We start from the raw sequence: 15,087 nt of genomic DNA on the forward strand, positions 1-15,087 counted from the left end.
CCCCGCCCCGTGTCCGTGCCCGGCAGTGGTCCCGACCGGATTCGAACCGGCGTATCCGCCTTGCAAAGGCGGCGAGTCTGCCTCTGCTCCACGGGACCGCGCACGCGTCCGGACGACCGGATTCGAACCGGCGTGTGCGCCGGTGCATGGCGTGCGACTGCCTCTGCGCTACGTCCGGGCGCGCCCGTGGATCTTAGCGGTACGGCCCCCCGCGAGCCGTACCGGTTTTCGATTCCCGCGACGGGGGCGTGCAGGGTGGTGACCGGCTGGGGCGGTCACGGGGCGGTGCGGCGCAGGGCCTGGCGTTCCTTCTCGGACAGGCCGCCCCAGACGCCGAAGCGCTCGTCGTTGTCCAGGGCGTGGTCCAGGCAGGCGGAGCGGATCGGGCACAGGGCACAGATCTGCTTGGCCTCGCGGACGGAGCTGCCGGGCTCGGGGAAGAAGAAGTCGCCTCCGGTCTGCGCGCACAGCGCCTCCTCCTGCCAGGCGAGGTCGGGCATGTCGATCGTCTCGATGTACATGGCCGAGAGCGTGCCGGGCGGCGCAAAACGTTCGATCAACGCCGGATCAACGCCTCCCCCGGGCCTCCGGCCACCCGATGATGCCCCCGCCACCGGTGGCGCGCACGGCGGCGCGCGGGACCGTGTTGCGGCGGCGATTGTCAGTGGCCGGTGCAAGACTCGGCAGAGCAGACAACGGGACCTTCGAAGGAGGGTGACGATGCTCACCACCCGTTTCGTCAACGGCGCTCCGAACTGGCTCGACGTCGGCACGGCCGACATCGAGGGCGCCACGCGCTTCTACGGCGCCCTCTTCGGCTGGCGGTTCCAGTCGGCGGGCCCCGACGCCGGCGGCTACGGCTTCTTCCAGCTGGACGGGCAGACCGTGGCCGGCGGTATGCAGGTCACACCGGAGCAGGGCCCGCCGGCCTGGACGGTGTATTTCCGCAGCGGGAACGCCGAGGACACCGCGAAGGCCGCCGAGCAGGCGCACGGCAGCGTGCCGTTCCGGCCCATGGACGTGATGGGCGAGGGCACCATGGCCGTCCTCGCCGACCCGGCCGGGGCCCGGTTCGGCATCTGGCAGCCGGGCCGTACGAAAGGCGTCGACGTGGCCGGTGACAGCCGTTCACTGACCTGGGTCGAGCTGTACACGGCGGACATCGCCGCGGCGGCCGCCTTCTACCACTCGGTGCTGGGCCTGGAGACCTCGGCGGTGCCCTTCCCCGGCGGCACGTACACCTGCGTCAATCCGGCCGAGGGCGGCGAGGACGCCATGTTCGGCGGGATCGTGGCCCTGGCGGACGACCCGGCGGAGACGGAGGCGCACTGGCTGCCCTACTTCGAGGTGCCCGACGTGGACACGGTCGTCGCCACGGCGGAGCAGCTGGGCGGCACGGTCCGGGTGCCGGCCATGGATGTGGAGGGCGTCGGCCGGATGGCCCGGCTCGCCGATCCGTACGGGGCCCGGTTCGCGGTGATCAAGAGCGCCCCGCGGCAGGAGTGACGGCCCGCGCCGCGCTCCCGCGAACGCCGGGCCTGCCTACGCCGACGCGCGGCGCACCAGGGTCGTGGGCAGCACGACGCCGGGCGGCCCGCCCACCGCGCCGTGCTGCGCCGCGGCACCGTCGCCGTCCAGGCCGCCCAGCAGCAGGCGGGCCATGAGCCGGCCCATCTCCTCGATGTCCTGACGGACCGTGGTCAGCGGCGGGTCGGTCTGCTCGGCGACGGTGACCATGTCGTCGAAGCCGATGACGGCGACGTCGTCGGGGACGCGCCGTCCGTGCTCGCGCAGGACGCGCAGCGCGCCGGCGGCGCTGAGGTCATTGCCGGCGAAGACGGCGTCCAGGTCGGGGCGGCGGTGCAGCAGCGTGCGCATGGCGCGCTCGCCGCCGGCCGCGGTGAAGTCTCCCTCGGCGACCAGGGACGGTTCGGGGTCGCCCAGGGCGTCCCGGTAGCCGTCGAGCCGGTCCGCCGCCGACGTCTGGTCGAGGGGTCCGGTGATGTGCGCGACGCGGCCGCGGCCGAGGGCGAGGAGATGGCGGACGGCCTCGCGGGCGCCGCCCCGGTTGTCGCTGTCGACGTAGGAGGCGCTGCGGTCGCCGTCGCGCCAGCCCGGGCGGCCGCCGAACACCGTGGGGACGCCGGCGTCGTGGATCAGGCCGGGCAGCGGATCGTCGAGGTGCAGCGAGAAGACGAGCGCCCCGTCGACATGGCCGCCGGCGAGGTACCGGGCGACGCGCGCGTGGTCGTCCCGTCCCTCGGTGAGCAGCAGGACGAGCTGGTTGTCGTGGGCGGTCAGCTCCCGGCTGATGCCGCGCAGTTGCAGCGCGAAGAAGGGGTCGGCGAAGACGCGGGTCTCGGGTTCGGCGATGACGACGGCGACGGCGTCGTGCCGCCGGGTCACCAGGCTGCGGGCGGCCTGATTGGGGACGTAGCCGAGCTCGTCGACGGCGCGCCGGACGCGCTCCACGAGGTGCGGTCTGACCCCGTCGCCGCCGTTGACCACCCGGGACACCGTCGCCCGGGACACACCGGCCCGGGCGGCGACGGCCTCCAGCGTGGGGCGCGGAGCTGTCTGGGTCACGTCGGGCTCCTCGGCGGCGGGGTGCGGCCCAGGATAGCCCCGGTGAACGGCGCCGGCGCAGGGCGCGTCCCGTGTGCGTCCGCGGACCGGGCGACCGAGGTGGGGGGCCGGCCGTGGGGCCGCCTAGGACGGTGTGTCCGCCTCGTCCGTGGGCTGGACGCGGCGGGCGCGGCTCGGCTGGACCCGCTTGGGCTCGCCCGGCATCTTCGGGTACTCCGGCGGGTAGGGCAGGTCGCCGAGGCCGTGGTCGTGTTCGTCCTTCGTCGCCAGGTCGAGCAGCGCCTGGAGGGAGTAGCGGTGGTCGTCCATGTCGGCGTGTACGTCGCCGAGTTCGGCGAAGCGGGCCGGCATCGTCACGAGGTCGAAGTCGCGCGGGTGGGCGACACCGACCTCCTCCCAGCGCAGGGGCGCCGAGACGGGGGCGTGCGGGCGGGGCCGTACGGAGTAGGCGGAGGCGATGGTGCGGTCGCGGGCGGTCTGGTTGTAGTCGATGAAGATGCGCTCGCCGCGCTCCTCCTTCCACCACTTGATGGTGACCTGCTCGGGCATCCGGCGCTCCATCTCCCGGCCCACGGCGATCGCGGCGCGGCGCACCTGGGTGAAGGTCCAGCGCGGTTCGATGGGCACGAAGACGTGCAGGCCGCGGCCGCCGGAGGTCTTCGGGAAGCCGCGCAGTCCGCCGAACTCGTCGAGGACGGCGCGCAGTTCGTGGGCGGCGCGGGCGGCGTCGTCGTAGTCGGTGCCGGGCTGCGGATCGAGGTCGATGCGCAGTTCGTCGGGGCGGTCGACGTCGTCGCGGCGTACCGGCCAGGGGTGGAAGGTGAGCGTGCCGTACTGGGCGGCCCACAGCACGGCGGCCTCCTCCGTGGGGCACATCTCGTCGGCGCTGCGGCCGCTGGGGAAGGTGATGTGGGCGGTGGGGATCCAGTCCGGCATGTTCTTGGGGGCGCGTTTCTGGTAGAACCACTCGCCGGTCACGCCGTCCGGGTAGCGCTCGAGCGTGGTGGGCCGGTTGCGCAGGGCGCGCAGGATGCCGGGGCCGACGGCCTGGTAGTAGCGGGCGAGGTCCAGCTTGGTGAAGCCGCGCTCCGGGAAGAAGACCTTGCCGGGGTTGGACAGCCGTACGGTCCTGCCGCCCGCTTCGAGTTCCACCGCGTCACCCATGCGGCCACGGTAGGCGCAGCACGCAAACTTCGCATACCGGATGAATCACCTGGCCGGATGGTGCACCCGGGGTGTCACTCGGTCACCGTGTCGCCGTGCCGGTGAGCGACCCTCCACTCGCCGCCCTCGCGGCGGTACACCTGGGTGACCCGCAGGGTGTACGTGCGCGGCTGCCCGTCGACGTGGACGCCAGGCCTGCTCGAGGGCCGCCGTGTACGCCATGTCGCCCGTGACGTCGCAGGCCTGCAGTTCGAAGGTGTACGACGTGCAGTCGGAGAAGGACCGGGCGAGGGCGGCGAAGAGGCGGTCGTTCTCGTCCCGGCCGTGGGCGTCGCGCCACGCCCCGAGGACGCTCACGCCCCCCGCGACCAGAGCCCCCGACGGGGCCTTGCGTCGCCGTGGTGCAGCGCGAGTTCCGCCTCGTACAGCGCTGTCGTGACCCGCCTCAGGAAGTCGTCGCGACCGGCCATGCCATCCAGCATGCACCGGGCGGACATTGGCGACGAATCGTACAGTCGATGCATGGACCTGCCCGTCATGCCGCCCGTGAAGCCGATGCTCGCCAAGTCCGTCGCGAAGATCCCGCCCGGTATGCAGTACGAGGCGAAGTGGGACGGGTTCCGCGCGATCGTGTTCCGCGACGGGGACGAGGTCGAGCTGGGCAGCCGGACCGGCAAACCGCTGACCAGGTACTTCCCCGAGCTGGTTGCGGCACTGAAGGAGCGGGTGCCCGAGCGGTGCGTGCTGGACGGGGAGATCGTGATCGCCCTGGAGGGCCGGCTGGACTTCGACGCGCTCACCGAGCGCATCCACCCCGCCGACTCACGGGTGCGGATGCTGGCGGAGAGGACCCCGTCCTCCTTCGTGGCGTTCGACGTACTGGCGCTGGACGACGAGTCGGTGACCGGCGTGCCGCTGACCGACCGGCGGGCGCTGCTGACCGGGGCGCTGGCCGGTGCGACGCCCCCGGTGCACGTGGCTCCGGCGACGACGGACATCGAGGTGGCCGAGCGGTGGTTCGAGGAGTTCGAGGGGGCGGGCCTGGACGGAGTGATCGCGAAGCCGCTCTCTCTGCGGTATCTCCAGGACGAGCGCGCCATGTTCAAGATCAAGCACGAGCGGACGGCGGACGTCGTGGTCGCCGGTTACCGCTTCCACAAGTCGGGGCCGGTCGTGGGCTCCCTGCTGCTCGGCCTCTACGACGACAAGGGCGCGCTGCAGCACGTGGGCGTGTCGGCGGCGTTCTCGATGAAGAAGCGCGCCGAGCTGGTGGAGGAGCTGGAGCCGCTGCGCATGGACGACGTCGCGGGCCATCCGTGGGCCGCCTGGTCCGAGGAGGCCGCCCACGAGACGGCGCAGCTGCCGGGGGCGCCGAGCCGCTGGTCGGGCAAGAAGGACCTGTCCTGGGTCCCGCTGCGGCCGGAACGGGTGGTGGAGGTGGCGTACGACCACATGGAGCACGGGGCGCGCTTTCGGCACACCGCCCGTTTCCGCCGCTGGCGCCCGGACCGGACCCCGGAGAGCTGCACTTACGCGCAGTTGCAGGAGCCGGTGCGCTACGACCTCGCGGAGGTCCTCGGCGAGTGACCGCCCGCGCGCGTAGGGGTGCGCACACCCTCACCCACCGCCCGCGCAGGAGAACGCCCGCGCGCTCACGGCTGCATCAGGATCTTCACCGCGCCGTCCTGCTTCTTCTGGAACATCTCGTAGGCGTGCGGCGCCTCGTCCAGCGGCAGCCGGTGGGTGGCGAAGTCGTCGACGCCGAGGGGGTCCTCGTCGGTGAGATACGGCAGGATCTCGTCGCTCCAGCGGCGCACATTGGCCTGACCCATGCGGACCTGGATCTGCTTGTCGAACAGGGTCAGCATCGGCATCGGGTCGGCCATGCCGCCGTAGACGCCGACCAGGGAGAGCGTGCCGCCGCGGCGGACCAGTTCGATGGCCGTGTGCAGGGCCGCGAGCCGGTCGATGCTGAAGCGCTCCATGAGCGGGCTGACCAGCTTGCGCGGCATCGACGAGGTGGCCTGCTGGGCCAGCTTGGCGAGCGCGTTGCCGTGCGCCTCGGTGCCCACCGCATCGATCACGGCGTCGGGTCCGCGCCCGTCGGTCTGGTCGCGGATGGCGGTGACCAGCTCCTTCTCGTTGTCGAAGCTGCTCACGTCGAAGGTCTCCACCCCGCGGTCCTTCGCCCGGCGCAGCCGCTCCGGGACCCGGTCCACCCCGAACACCCGTCCGGCGCCGCGCACCTGGGCGACACGGCAGGCCATGTCGCCGATCGGGCCGAGCCCGAGCACGGCGACGCTCCCGCCCTGCGGGATGTCGGCGTAGGCGACGGCCTGCCACGCCGTGGGCAGCACGTCGGAGAGGTAGACGAAGCGGTCGTCGGGCGGCCCCTCGGGGATCTTGATGGGACCGAACTGGGCCTGCGGGACGCGCAGATACTCGGCCTGCGCGCCGGGTACCGAGCCGTACAGGCGGGTGTATCCGAAGAGGGCGGCGCCCATGCCCTCGGCGGAGACCTGGGTGGTCTCGCACTGGGTGGGCAGCCCGTTCAGGCACATCCAGCAGTCGCCGCAGGCGATCTGGAACGGCACCACGACCCGGTCGCCGGCCATCAGGTCCGGCACTCCGGCGCCGACCTCCTCGACGATGCCGATCGGTTCGTGGCCGAGGATGTCGCCGGGCGTCATGAACGCGGTCAGCACCTCGTACAGATGCAGGTCGGAGCCGCACAGCCCGGAGGAGGTGACGCGGATGACGGCGTCGGTGGGTTCCTGGATCGTCGGATCGGGCACCGTCTCCACCCGCACGTCCCGCTTGCCCTGCCACGTCACTGCCTTCATCGCGCCGGCTCCCTCCGCCGTGTGTGCGCATCCGGAACTGCGTCCGGGTACCCGGACGGCCCCCGGCGAACCGTTGGGGGCGGTTCCGCTGAGCCGATCGGCCGAGCCGGACCGACCGAGGGAGGACAACCGGGTATGTCCAGTGATGATCCGATAAGCGGACCATCAATGACCGAGCTGGGCGGGTGGCGACGGTGGGCAGAGGACGTGGGGCGCGCGCACGGCGCGCGGTGACGACGACGGCGTTCCTGGCCGTCACGCTGACGATCGCGTCGGCCGCGGGCTGCACCACGGGGCGCGATGCGGTCGACGACGGGCGCGATCACGGCCGCGGGACGGCGACGGCACCCTCGCCGACCGGGCAGGAAACAAGACCCACACCGAGCCACGGGACCGGACCCACGCCCAGCGGCCAGATCTCGGGACCCTCGCCGAGCGGTCAGCGGACCGCCCCGGGTTCCGTGATCGCGGTGAAGATCGACAACTCGCAGGCGGCCCGGCCGCAGACCGGCCTCAACGCCGCGGACATCGTCTACGTCGAGCAGGTCGAGGGCGGGCTGAGCCGGCTGATGGCGGTGTACGCGACCGCGGTCCCGTCCGTGGTGGGCCCGGTGCGCAGCGCCCGCGAGTCGGACCTTGAGCTGCTGCGCCAGTTCGACCGGCCCACCCTCGCCTTCTCCGGCGCCCAGAGCAAACTGCTGCCGCTGATCGACCGGGCCCCGCTGCGGGCGGAGACCCCGGGCCACACGAGGGGCGCCTTCGAACGTGGCGCCGACCGCCCCGCCCCGCACAACCTCTTCCTGCGCCCGCGCGCCCTGCTGAGCCGCGAGCCCGGCGCGGCGGCGCTGACCACCGGCTTCCGCTTCGGCGCGGCGCCCGAGGGCGGGCACCCGTCGGCGTCGCGCACCGTGCGCTACCCGCTCGCCAGTTTCACGTTCACCTGGTCCCCGGGCCGGCACCGCTACCTGGTCGCCATGGACGGCACGCCCGCCGTGACGACCGACGCGGGACCGATGGCACCGGCGACGGTCGTCGTGCAGTACGTCAAGGTGCACCCGTCCCGATTCCACGACTTCCTCGGCCACGCCACGCCGTACACGGAGACGGTCGGCGCGGGGGCGGCGACGGTGATGCGGGACGGGCGGGCCTACCGGGCCACCTGGAAGCGCCCCACGGCCACGGAGGGCACGCGCTTCGAGACGAACGACGGGAAGCCGATGACCTTCGCCCAGGGCCAGGTCTGGGTGGTCCTCGCCAAGGCCGCCTGACCGGTACGCCCCGGCACCTCCCCTCGCCGGCCGGCTCTGCGAGGCCTCACCGGTCAGCTCCGCGACGCCTCGCCCGCCAGCCCTGCACCCCGCGCCGGTCAGCTCCGCGAGGCGGCGATCGGCTCCGCGGGGTTGCGCAGCCCCTCCGCCGCGTCGGCGACGCGGCGGATCAGGTCCAGGAACCGGGTCTGCTCCTCGGCGGACAGGGGCGCGAGGAAGACCTGGTTCATCCGCGCCGTGCGGACGGTCAGCTTGCGGTGGGTGCGCAGGCCCTCGTCGGTCGGACGGAGCAGGGAGCGGCGGCCGTCCTGCGGGTCGCGCACCTTGTCGATCAGACCGCGGCGGCCGAGCCGGCTGATCACCTCGGCGATCGTGGAGCGGTCGAGGCCCACCCGCTCCCCCACCGTGCGCTGGTCGAGCCCCGGCTCGCCGACGAGCGCGTTGAGCACCGCGAACTGCGGTGAGGTGATCTCCTCCGAGACCATGGTGTTCCAGAGCAGGTAGTGGGCCTGCTGGAGCCGCCGGGCGAGGTGCCCGGGGTGCGTCGAGAGGTCCACCGCGGCCATGTGCGCTCCCGTGGTCGTTTTCGTTGGTGCACTGAACGATACCCGGACACACTCCTCCTGTCTTCGGCGGCCCGTCCGAGGAAGAGCAGGTCTTGACGGTTCAATCGTCCGGTGGCAGCGTGTGGATCACCTCGCTGAATTACTCAGTACGCTGACTAAATGGGAGGGCTACCCGGATGGACAAGGTGGTCGCCTCGGCCCTGGAGGCGGTGGGTGACGTGCCGGACGGTGCGTCGCTCGCGGTCGGCGGGTTCGGACTGAGCGGTGTGCCGAACGTGCTGATCCAGGCGCTGTACGAGCGCGGGGTCAGCGGCCTGAGCGTGGTGTCGAACAACTGCGGTGCCATGGAGACGGGTCTCGCGGTGCTGCTGGCCGCGGGACGGATCGCCCGGGTGACCGGCTCCTACATCGGCGGGAACAGGGAGTTCGCCCGGCAGTATCTGGCGGGCGAGCTGGAGGTGGAGCTGATCCCGCAGGGCACGCTCGCGGAGCGGCTGCGCGCGGGCGGGGCCGGCATCCCCGCCTTCTACACGCCGGCCGGCGTGGGCACGCAGGTCGCCGAGGGTGGCCTGCCCTGGCGCTACGACGGCTCCGGCGCGGTCGCGCTGGCCTCGCCGCCGAAGGAGGTCCGCGAGTTCGACGGCACCGCGTACGTGCTGGAGCGCGGCATCCGCACCGACTTCGCGCTGGTACGGGCGGCGAAGGGCGACCGGCACGGGAACCTGGTGTTCAACAAGTCCACCCGGAACTTCAACCCGCTGGCCGCCATGGCGGGACGGATCACCGTCGCCGAGGTCGAGGAACTCGTCGAACCCGGCGCTCTCGACCCCGACGCGGTGCACCTGCCCGGCATCTTCGTGCAGCGGGTCGTGGCGCTGACCGCACAGCAGGTGGCGGACAAGAAGATCGAGCAGCGGACGGTGAGCAGCTGATGGCCTGGACGCGTCAGGAGATGGCCGCCCGCGCGGCGCGGGAGCTGAAGGACGGGCAGTACGTGAATCTCGGCATCGGCCTGCCCACCCTGATCCCGAACCACCTCCCGCCGGGTGTGGAGGTCGTCCTCGAATCCGAGAACGGCATCCTGGGCACCGGCCCCTACCCCGCCGAGGACCAGGTCGACCCGGACCTGATCAACGCGGGCAAGGAGACCGTGACCGTCCTGCCCGGAGCCTCCTTCTTCGACTCCGCGCTGTCGTTCGCGATGATCCGCGGCGGCCACATCGATGTCGCCGTGCTCGGCGCCATGCAGGTCTCCGCCGGCGGCGACCTGGCCAACTGGGCCGTCCCGGGCAAGCTCGTCACCGGGATCGGCGGCGCGATGGACCTGGTGCACGGGGCGCGCACGGTGATCGTGGTCATGAGCCACACCGCCAAGGACGGCAGCACGAAGATCCTCGAGCAGTGCACGCTTCCGCTCACGGGCAGGGCGTGCGTGAACCGCGTCATCACCGATCTCGGCGTCCTGGACGTCACCGTCGACGGACTCGTCCTCGTCGAGACCGCGCCCGGCGTGAGTGTCGACGAGATCACCGCCAACACCGACGCCCCGCTCACCGTTCCGGAGAATGCGCTGTGAAGCCGGTTTACATCGTCGACGCCGTACGCACCCCGTTCGGCAAGTACAACGGCGCCCTGGCCGGTGTCCGCCCGGACGACCTGGCCGCGCACGCCCTGCGCGAACTCCTGGCCCGCACCCCGCAGCTGGACCCGACCCGCATCGACGACGTCTACCTCGGCAACGCCAACGGCGCCGGCGAGGAGAACCGCGACGTCGCCCGCATGGCCGCACTGCTCGCCGGACTGCCCACCACCGTCCCCGGCGTCACCGTCAACCGCCTGTGCGCCTCCGGCCTCGAGGCCGTCGTCCAGGCCGCCCGCGCCACCGCCGTCGGTGACGCCCGCATCGCCGTGGCCCGCGGCGTGGAGTCCATGACCCGCGCCCCCTACGTCCTGCCCAAGAGCGACAAGCCCTTCCCGGCCGCGCACACCGAGCTGTACTCGACCACGCTCGGCTGGCGGATGGTCAACCCGAGGATGGACCCGCAGTGGACCGTTCCCCTGGGTGAGTCGGCCGAACTCATCGCCGACAAGCACAAGATCACCCGTGAGCAGCAGGACGAGTACGCCCTGCACAGCCACCACAAGGCCGCCGAAGCCCGGGCGGCGGGTCTCTTCGACGCCGAGATCACCCCCGTCCCCGTCCCGCAGCGCAAGGGCGACCCGGTTCCCTTCGCCGCCGACGAATGCGTACGCCCCACCGCCTCCCTGGAGGCGATGGCCAAGCTGAAGCCGTCGTTCCGGGACGACGGCACGGTGACGGCCGGCAACGCCTCCCCGCTCAACGACGGCGCCGCCGCCCTCCTCCTCACCGACGGGGAAGGCCTGAAAGCCACCGGCCGGGAGCCGCCGGCCCGGATCTCCGCCACCGGCGTCTGCGGCATCGATCCCCAGTACTCCGGCCTCGCTCCCGTCGAAGCGGTCAACCGGGCCCTGGACAGAGCCGGCAGAACCCATGCCGACCTGGACGTCCTCGAACTCGACGAGGCCTTCGCCGCGCAGGTCCTCGGCTGTCTCGCCGAATGGCCGGAGTTCGACCCGGCCGTGCTCAACCCGCAGGGCGGCGCCATCGCCCTGGGCCACCCGCTCGGCGCCTCCGGCGCACGCCTCGCCGGCACCCTCGCCCACCGACTCGCCCGCAAGGGCAGCGGAGTCGGCGTCGCCACCCTCTGCATCGGTGTCGGCCAGGGCCTCGCCCTCCTCCTCGAACGCCAGAAGATCCCACCATCCCGGGGACTGACATGACTCTCACCCAGCACGACATCGACCAGGAGATCGCGGCCGAGCACGCCGCGTACGAGAAGCGGCTCGCCGACGGCGCACCCGTGGAGCACCACCCGCGGCGCGACTACGCCCCCTACCGGTCCTCCGTCCTGCGTCACCCGAAGCAGCCGCCGGTCACCATCGACGTCACCAAGGACCCCGAGCTGGTGGAGCTGTCCTCCCCCGCCTTCGGCGAGCGCGACATCACGGAGACCGACAACGACCTCACCCGGCAGCACACCGGTGAGCCGGTCGGCGAGCGCATCACCGTCTCCGGGCGGCTGCTCGACCGCGGCGGACGCCCGCTGCGCGGCCAGCTGATCGAGATCTGGCAGGCCAACTCGGCCGGCCGCTACGCCCACCAGCGCGAACAGCACGACGCGCCGCTCGACCCGAACTTCACCGGCGTGGGCCGCACCCTCACCGACGACGAGGGCAGCTACCACTTCACGACGATCCAGCCCGGCCCCTACCCGTGGCGCAACCACGTCAACGCCTGGCGTCCGGCGCACATCCACTTCTCGCTCTTCGGCACGGCGTTCACCCAACGGCTCGTCACGCAGATGTACTTCCCCAACGACCCGCTCTTCCCGTACGACCCGATCCTGCAGTCCGTGACGGACGACGCCGCCCGGCAGCGGCTGGTCGCGACCTACGACCACGCGCTGTCGGTGCCGGAATTCTCCCTCGGCTACCGCTGGGACATCGTGCTGGACGGCCCGACCGCCACCTGGATCGAAGAAGGACGCTGAGGCGACATGACGAAGATCGACACGAGCCGGCCGGAGACCGTGCTGCCCACGCCGTCGCACACGGTCGGCCCCTTCTACGGCTACGCGCTGCCCTTCCGCGGCGGCGAGGAGATCGCCCCGCTCGGCCACCCGGACACCGTCACCGTGCACGGATACGTCCTCGACGGCGAGGGCAAGCCGCTGCCGGACGCCTTCGTGGAGCTGTGGGGTGCGGACCCGGACGGGAACATCCCGCAGGTGGACGGCTCTCTCCGGCGCGATCCGGCGACCGGCGGCCATCTCGGCCGCAACGGCGTGGAGTTCACCGGCTGGGGCCGGATGCAGACGGACGCGAACGGCCACTGGTACGCGCGCACACTGCGTCCCGGCGCGCGCGGGCGCAGCGCGTCCTGTCTGAGTGCGTGCGTGTTCGCCCGGGGTCTGCTGGTGCATCTGTTCACGCGGATCTACCTGCCCGGCGACGACGCGGCGCTCGCCGCCGACCCGCTGCTCGCCCAGGTGGGCGACCGGCGCGACACGCTGATCGCCGAGGACGAGGGCAACGGGACGTACCGTTTCGACATCCGCCTTCAGGGCGAAGGCGAGACGGTCTTCCTGGAGTTCCAGTGACATCCGAGGCAACGGACACCGGCCTGCTCGCCCCCGGCTGGGCCGGCTCCCCGGCGGCCGCGGCGGCGAACGACGCCGCCTTCCTGCGCGCCCTGCTCGACGCCGAGGCCGCTCTGACCCGCGCCCAGGCCACCCTCGGGCTCGCCCCGCGCGAGGCCGCGGCCGCGGTGACCGACGCGGCCGCCGACCAGGGCGCCTTCGACATCGCCTCGCTGGCCGCGCGGGCCCGCGGCGGCGGCAATCCGGTGATCCCGCTGGTCGCGGACCTGACGAAGGCGGTCGGCGAGGAGTACGGCCCCTATGTCCACCGGGGCGCGACCAGCCAGGACATCATGGACACCGCGGCGATGCTGGTCGCCGCTCGCACCCTCGGCCTCGTCCTCGCCGACCTGACCCGCACCGAGCGGGCGCTGGCCCGGCTCGCGGCGGAGCACCGCGACACGCCGATGCCGGGGCGGACGCTCACCCAGCACGCCGTACCGACGACGTTCGGGCTGAAGGCGGCCGGCTGGCGGTCGCTGGTGCTCGACGCGCGGGACCGCGTGACGGCCGTACGGGACGCGCTGCCCGCCCAACTCGGCGGGGCGGCGGGTACGTTGGCCGCCTTCACGGCATACGGCGCCGAGGACGCGACCGCGCTGCCCGTGCAGTACGCGCGCGAACTGGGCCTGTGTGCGCCGCTGCTGCCGTGGCACACCCTGCGCACGCCGGTCGCCGATCTCGCCGGGTGCCTGGCCTTCACGGCCGGGGCGCTGGGCAAGGCGGCCGCGGACGTGCTCACCCTGTCCCGCACCGAGATCGCCGAGGTGGCGGAGGGCAGCGGGGGCGGCTCGTCGGCCATGCCGCACAAGGCGAACCCGGTGCGCGCCACGCTGATCGCGTCCGCCGCCCGGCGTGCCCCGCAGCTCGCGGCCACCCTGTACGGGGCGTTGGCCGCCGAGGACGAGCGGCCGGCCGGGGCCTGGCACGCGGAGTGGGAGCCGCTGCGGGACCTGCTGCGCCTGGTGGGCGGCGCGGCCCGGGACGCGGCCGAACTGGCCGAGAACCTGCGGGTCGCCCCGGATGCCATGCGCGCCCATCTGGACCTCACCCACGGTCTGATCGTCTCCGAACGGCTGTCGGCGGAACTGGCCCCGCTGCTCGGCCGCGCCCGCGCCACAGAGCTGCTCACCGCGCTCGCCCGGAGAGCCGCCGAAGAGGGCCGCCCGCTCGGCGAACTCCTCGCCCACGAGCCGCGGTTGAAGGACGTCGACCTGGACGAGCTGACCGCCCCCGCCCGTTACACCGGCTCCGCCGGAGCCCTCACCGACCGTGCGCTGGAGCGACGTTGACCGACACACTCCTCAACCACCTCATCGAAGGGCCCGCCACCGCTCCCCCGCTGCTGCTGGGACCCTCGCTCGGCACGTCGTACGCCCTGTGGGACGCCATCGCGCCCGAGTTGTCGATCGGGCACCGCGTGGTGCGCTGGGACCTGCCGGGGCACGGCGGGTCGGCGGCCGATCTGATCGGTCCGGGCGCCACCGTCGGCGACCTGGCCGGCCTGGTACTGGCGCTGGCCGACTCCCTAGGCGTCGACCGGTTCGCGTACGCCGGGGTGTCGCTGGGCGGCGCGGTCGGGCTGCACCTCGCCGTGCACCACCCGGAGCGGCTCTCCTCCCTGGCCGTGATCTGCTCCTCCGCGCACTTCAACGGGGCGAGCCCCTGGCAGGAGCGGGCCGAGCGGGTGCGGCGCGAGGGGCTCGACTGGCTGGTGGAGAGCGCGGACGCCCGCTGGTTCACCCAGGGATTCACCGTCCCGCGCCTGGTGCGCGACCACCGGGAGGCCGACCCGCAGGCCTACGCCGCCTGCTGCGACGCGCTCGCCGCCTTCGACCTCACCGACCGGCTCGGCGGGATCCTTGTACCGACGCTGCTGGTCGCCGGCCGGGAGGACCCGGCGACGCCGCCCGCGCATCTGCGTCAGATCGCGGACGCGGTGCCGGGCTCCACGCTGGTGGAGCTGCCCGGCGCCTCGCACCTGGCGCCCGCACAGTGCCCGCGGGCGGTGCTCACCGCGCTGCGCGCACACCTCGGCGGCGGGGCCCGGCTCGGCATGGCCGTACGGCGTGAGGTGCTCGGCGACGCGCACGTGGACCGGGCGCAGGAGCGGCAGACGCCGTTCACGGCGCGGTTCCAGGACTTCATCTCCCGCTACGCGTGGGGCGAGATCTGGACCGACCCGACGCTGTCCCGTCGCGAGCGCAGCCTGATCACCATGACCGCGCTGGTGGCGCACGGCCACTACGACGAGCTGGCGATGCACGTACGGGCGGCGCGGCGCAACGGGCTCACCGCTGAGGAGATCGGCGCGGCGCTGTTGCAGACGGCCGTGTACTGCGGGGTGCCGGCGGCGAACTCGGCGTTCGCGGCGGCCCAGCGCGTGCTCGCGCAGGAGGAGGACTGAGGGCGCCGCGCGCGGGCCGGCTGAGGGTGTCCC

The 15,087-nt window shown here is 72.9% G+C and carries 15 protein-coding genes and 2 tRNA genes; 10 read left to right on the forward strand and 7 right to left on the reverse strand.

Features of this window, described 5'->3' with window-relative positions; genetic code table 11:
• Positions 1–26: 26 nt before the first annotated feature.
• From AB0J12_RS11910 to AB0J12_RS11920, 3 genes are all read right to left on the reverse strand, one after another.
• Positions 27–98 (reverse strand) — tRNA-Ala (locus AB0J12_RS11910).
• A gap of 9 nt (positions 99–107) precedes the next feature.
• A tRNA-Cys gene (locus AB0J12_RS11915) sits at positions 108–178 on the reverse strand.
• A gap of 97 nt (positions 179–275) precedes the next feature.
• Positions 276–521 carry a WhiB family transcriptional regulator gene (locus AB0J12_RS11920; protein WP_363264121.1) on the reverse strand — a complete coding sequence of 82 codons (246 nt, stop codon included), beginning with the start codon at positions 519–521 and terminating at the stop codon, positions 276–278.
• 199 nt (positions 522–720) lie between these two features.
• On the opposite strand from AB0J12_RS11920, the gene AB0J12_RS11925 reads away from it, so the two are divergent.
• Positions 721–1,506 (forward strand): VOC family protein, encoded by a 786-nt coding sequence (locus AB0J12_RS11925; protein ID WP_363264122.1) that lies wholly within the window; start codon positions 721–723, stop codon positions 1,504–1,506.
• A 36-nt stretch (positions 1,507–1,542) separates the two neighbouring features.
• Here AB0J12_RS11925 and AB0J12_RS11930 read toward each other — a convergent pair whose 3' ends face one another.
• Positions 1,543–2,586, reverse strand: coding sequence for a LacI family DNA-binding transcriptional regulator (locus AB0J12_RS11930; protein WP_363264123.1), 1,044 nt, complete (start codon positions 2,584–2,586; stop codon positions 1,543–1,545).
• Positions 2,587–2,709: 123 nt separating this feature from the next.
• Positions 2,710–3,750, reverse strand: coding sequence for a non-homologous end-joining DNA ligase (gene ligD / locus AB0J12_RS11935; protein WP_363264124.1), 1,041 nt, complete (start codon positions 3,748–3,750; stop codon positions 2,710–2,712).
• A gap of 522 nt (positions 3,751–4,272) precedes the next feature.
• On the opposite strand from ligD, the gene AB0J12_RS11940 reads away from it, so the two are divergent.
• Positions 4,273–5,337: an ATP-dependent DNA ligase gene (locus AB0J12_RS11940; RefSeq protein WP_363264125.1), complete on the forward strand. Its 1,065-nt coding sequence runs from the start codon at positions 4,273–4,275 to the stop codon at positions 5,335–5,337.
• Between the two features lie 65 nt (positions 5,338–5,402).
• On the opposite strand, the gene AB0J12_RS11945 is transcribed toward AB0J12_RS11940, so the two are convergent.
• Positions 5,403–6,593, reverse strand: a complete 1,191-nt coding sequence (locus tag AB0J12_RS11945; protein ID WP_363264126.1) for a zinc-dependent alcohol dehydrogenase — start codon at positions 6,591–6,593, stop codon at positions 5,403–5,405.
• A gap of 185 nt (positions 6,594–6,778) precedes the next feature.
• On the opposite strand from AB0J12_RS11945, the gene AB0J12_RS11950 reads away from it, so the two are divergent.
• Complete coding sequence (locus tag AB0J12_RS11950; RefSeq protein ID WP_363264127.1) at positions 6,779–7,861, forward strand: DUF3048 domain-containing protein; 1,083 nt, start codon at positions 6,779–6,781, stop codon at positions 7,859–7,861.
• Between the two features lie 98 nt (positions 7,862–7,959).
• Here AB0J12_RS11950 and AB0J12_RS11955 read toward each other — a convergent pair whose 3' ends face one another.
• Positions 7,960–8,427 carry a MarR family transcriptional regulator gene (locus tag AB0J12_RS11955; RefSeq protein ID WP_363264128.1) on the reverse strand — a complete coding sequence of 156 codons (468 nt, stop codon included), beginning with the start codon at positions 8,425–8,427 and terminating at the stop codon, positions 7,960–7,962.
• Positions 8,428–8,603: 176 nt separating this feature from the next.
• Here AB0J12_RS11955 and AB0J12_RS11960 point away from each other — a divergent pair, with 176 nt between their 5' ends.
• Genes AB0J12_RS11960 through pcaD form a run of 7 tightly spaced genes read left to right on the forward strand, consistent with a single transcriptional unit; the run spans position 8,604 to position 15,054 of the window.
• The gene (locus AB0J12_RS11960; RefSeq protein WP_363264129.1) at positions 8,604–9,359 is read left to right on the forward strand and encodes a CoA transferase subunit A; all 756 of its coding nucleotides are present in this window, start codon (positions 8,604–8,606) and stop codon (positions 9,357–9,359) included.
• Positions 9,359–10,003, forward strand: a complete 645-nt coding sequence (locus AB0J12_RS11965; RefSeq protein WP_363264130.1) for a CoA transferase subunit B — start codon at positions 9,359–9,361, stop codon at positions 10,001–10,003. Before AB0J12_RS11960 ends, AB0J12_RS11965 begins: the two co-directional genes overlap by 1 nt.
• Positions 10,000–11,229: a thiolase family protein gene (locus AB0J12_RS11970; protein ID WP_363264131.1), complete on the forward strand. Its 1,230-nt coding sequence runs from the start codon at positions 10,000–10,002 to the stop codon at positions 11,227–11,229. Before AB0J12_RS11965 ends, AB0J12_RS11970 begins: the two co-directional genes overlap by 4 nt.
• On the forward strand, positions 11,226–11,999 hold the full coding sequence (gene pcaH, locus AB0J12_RS11975; RefSeq protein WP_363264132.1) for a protocatechuate 3,4-dioxygenase subunit beta: 774 nt from the start codon (positions 11,226–11,228) through the stop codon (positions 11,997–11,999). Before AB0J12_RS11970 ends, pcaH begins: the two co-directional genes overlap by 4 nt.
• 6 nt (positions 12,000–12,005) lie before the next feature.
• On the forward strand, positions 12,006–12,608 hold the full coding sequence (gene pcaG / locus AB0J12_RS11980) for a protocatechuate 3,4-dioxygenase subunit alpha (RefSeq protein WP_363264133.1): 603 nt from the start codon (positions 12,006–12,008) through the stop codon (positions 12,606–12,608).
• Positions 12,605–13,939 carry a 3-carboxy-cis,cis-muconate cycloisomerase gene (pcaB, locus tag AB0J12_RS11985; protein WP_363264134.1) on the forward strand — a complete coding sequence of 445 codons (1,335 nt, stop codon included), beginning with the start codon at positions 12,605–12,607 and terminating at the stop codon, positions 13,937–13,939. Before pcaG ends, pcaB begins: the two co-directional genes overlap by 4 nt.
• Positions 13,936–15,054: a 3-oxoadipate enol-lactonase gene (pcaD, locus tag AB0J12_RS11990; protein WP_363264135.1), complete on the forward strand. Its 1,119-nt coding sequence runs from the start codon at positions 13,936–13,938 to the stop codon at positions 15,052–15,054. Before pcaB ends, pcaD begins: the two co-directional genes overlap by 4 nt.
• Positions 15,055–15,087 lie beyond the last annotated feature (33 nt).

Source organism: Streptomyces sp. NPDC049915, from assembly GCF_040656475.1.
Taxonomy (GTDB): Bacteria; Actinomycetota; Actinomycetes; order Streptomycetales; family Streptomycetaceae; genus Streptomyces.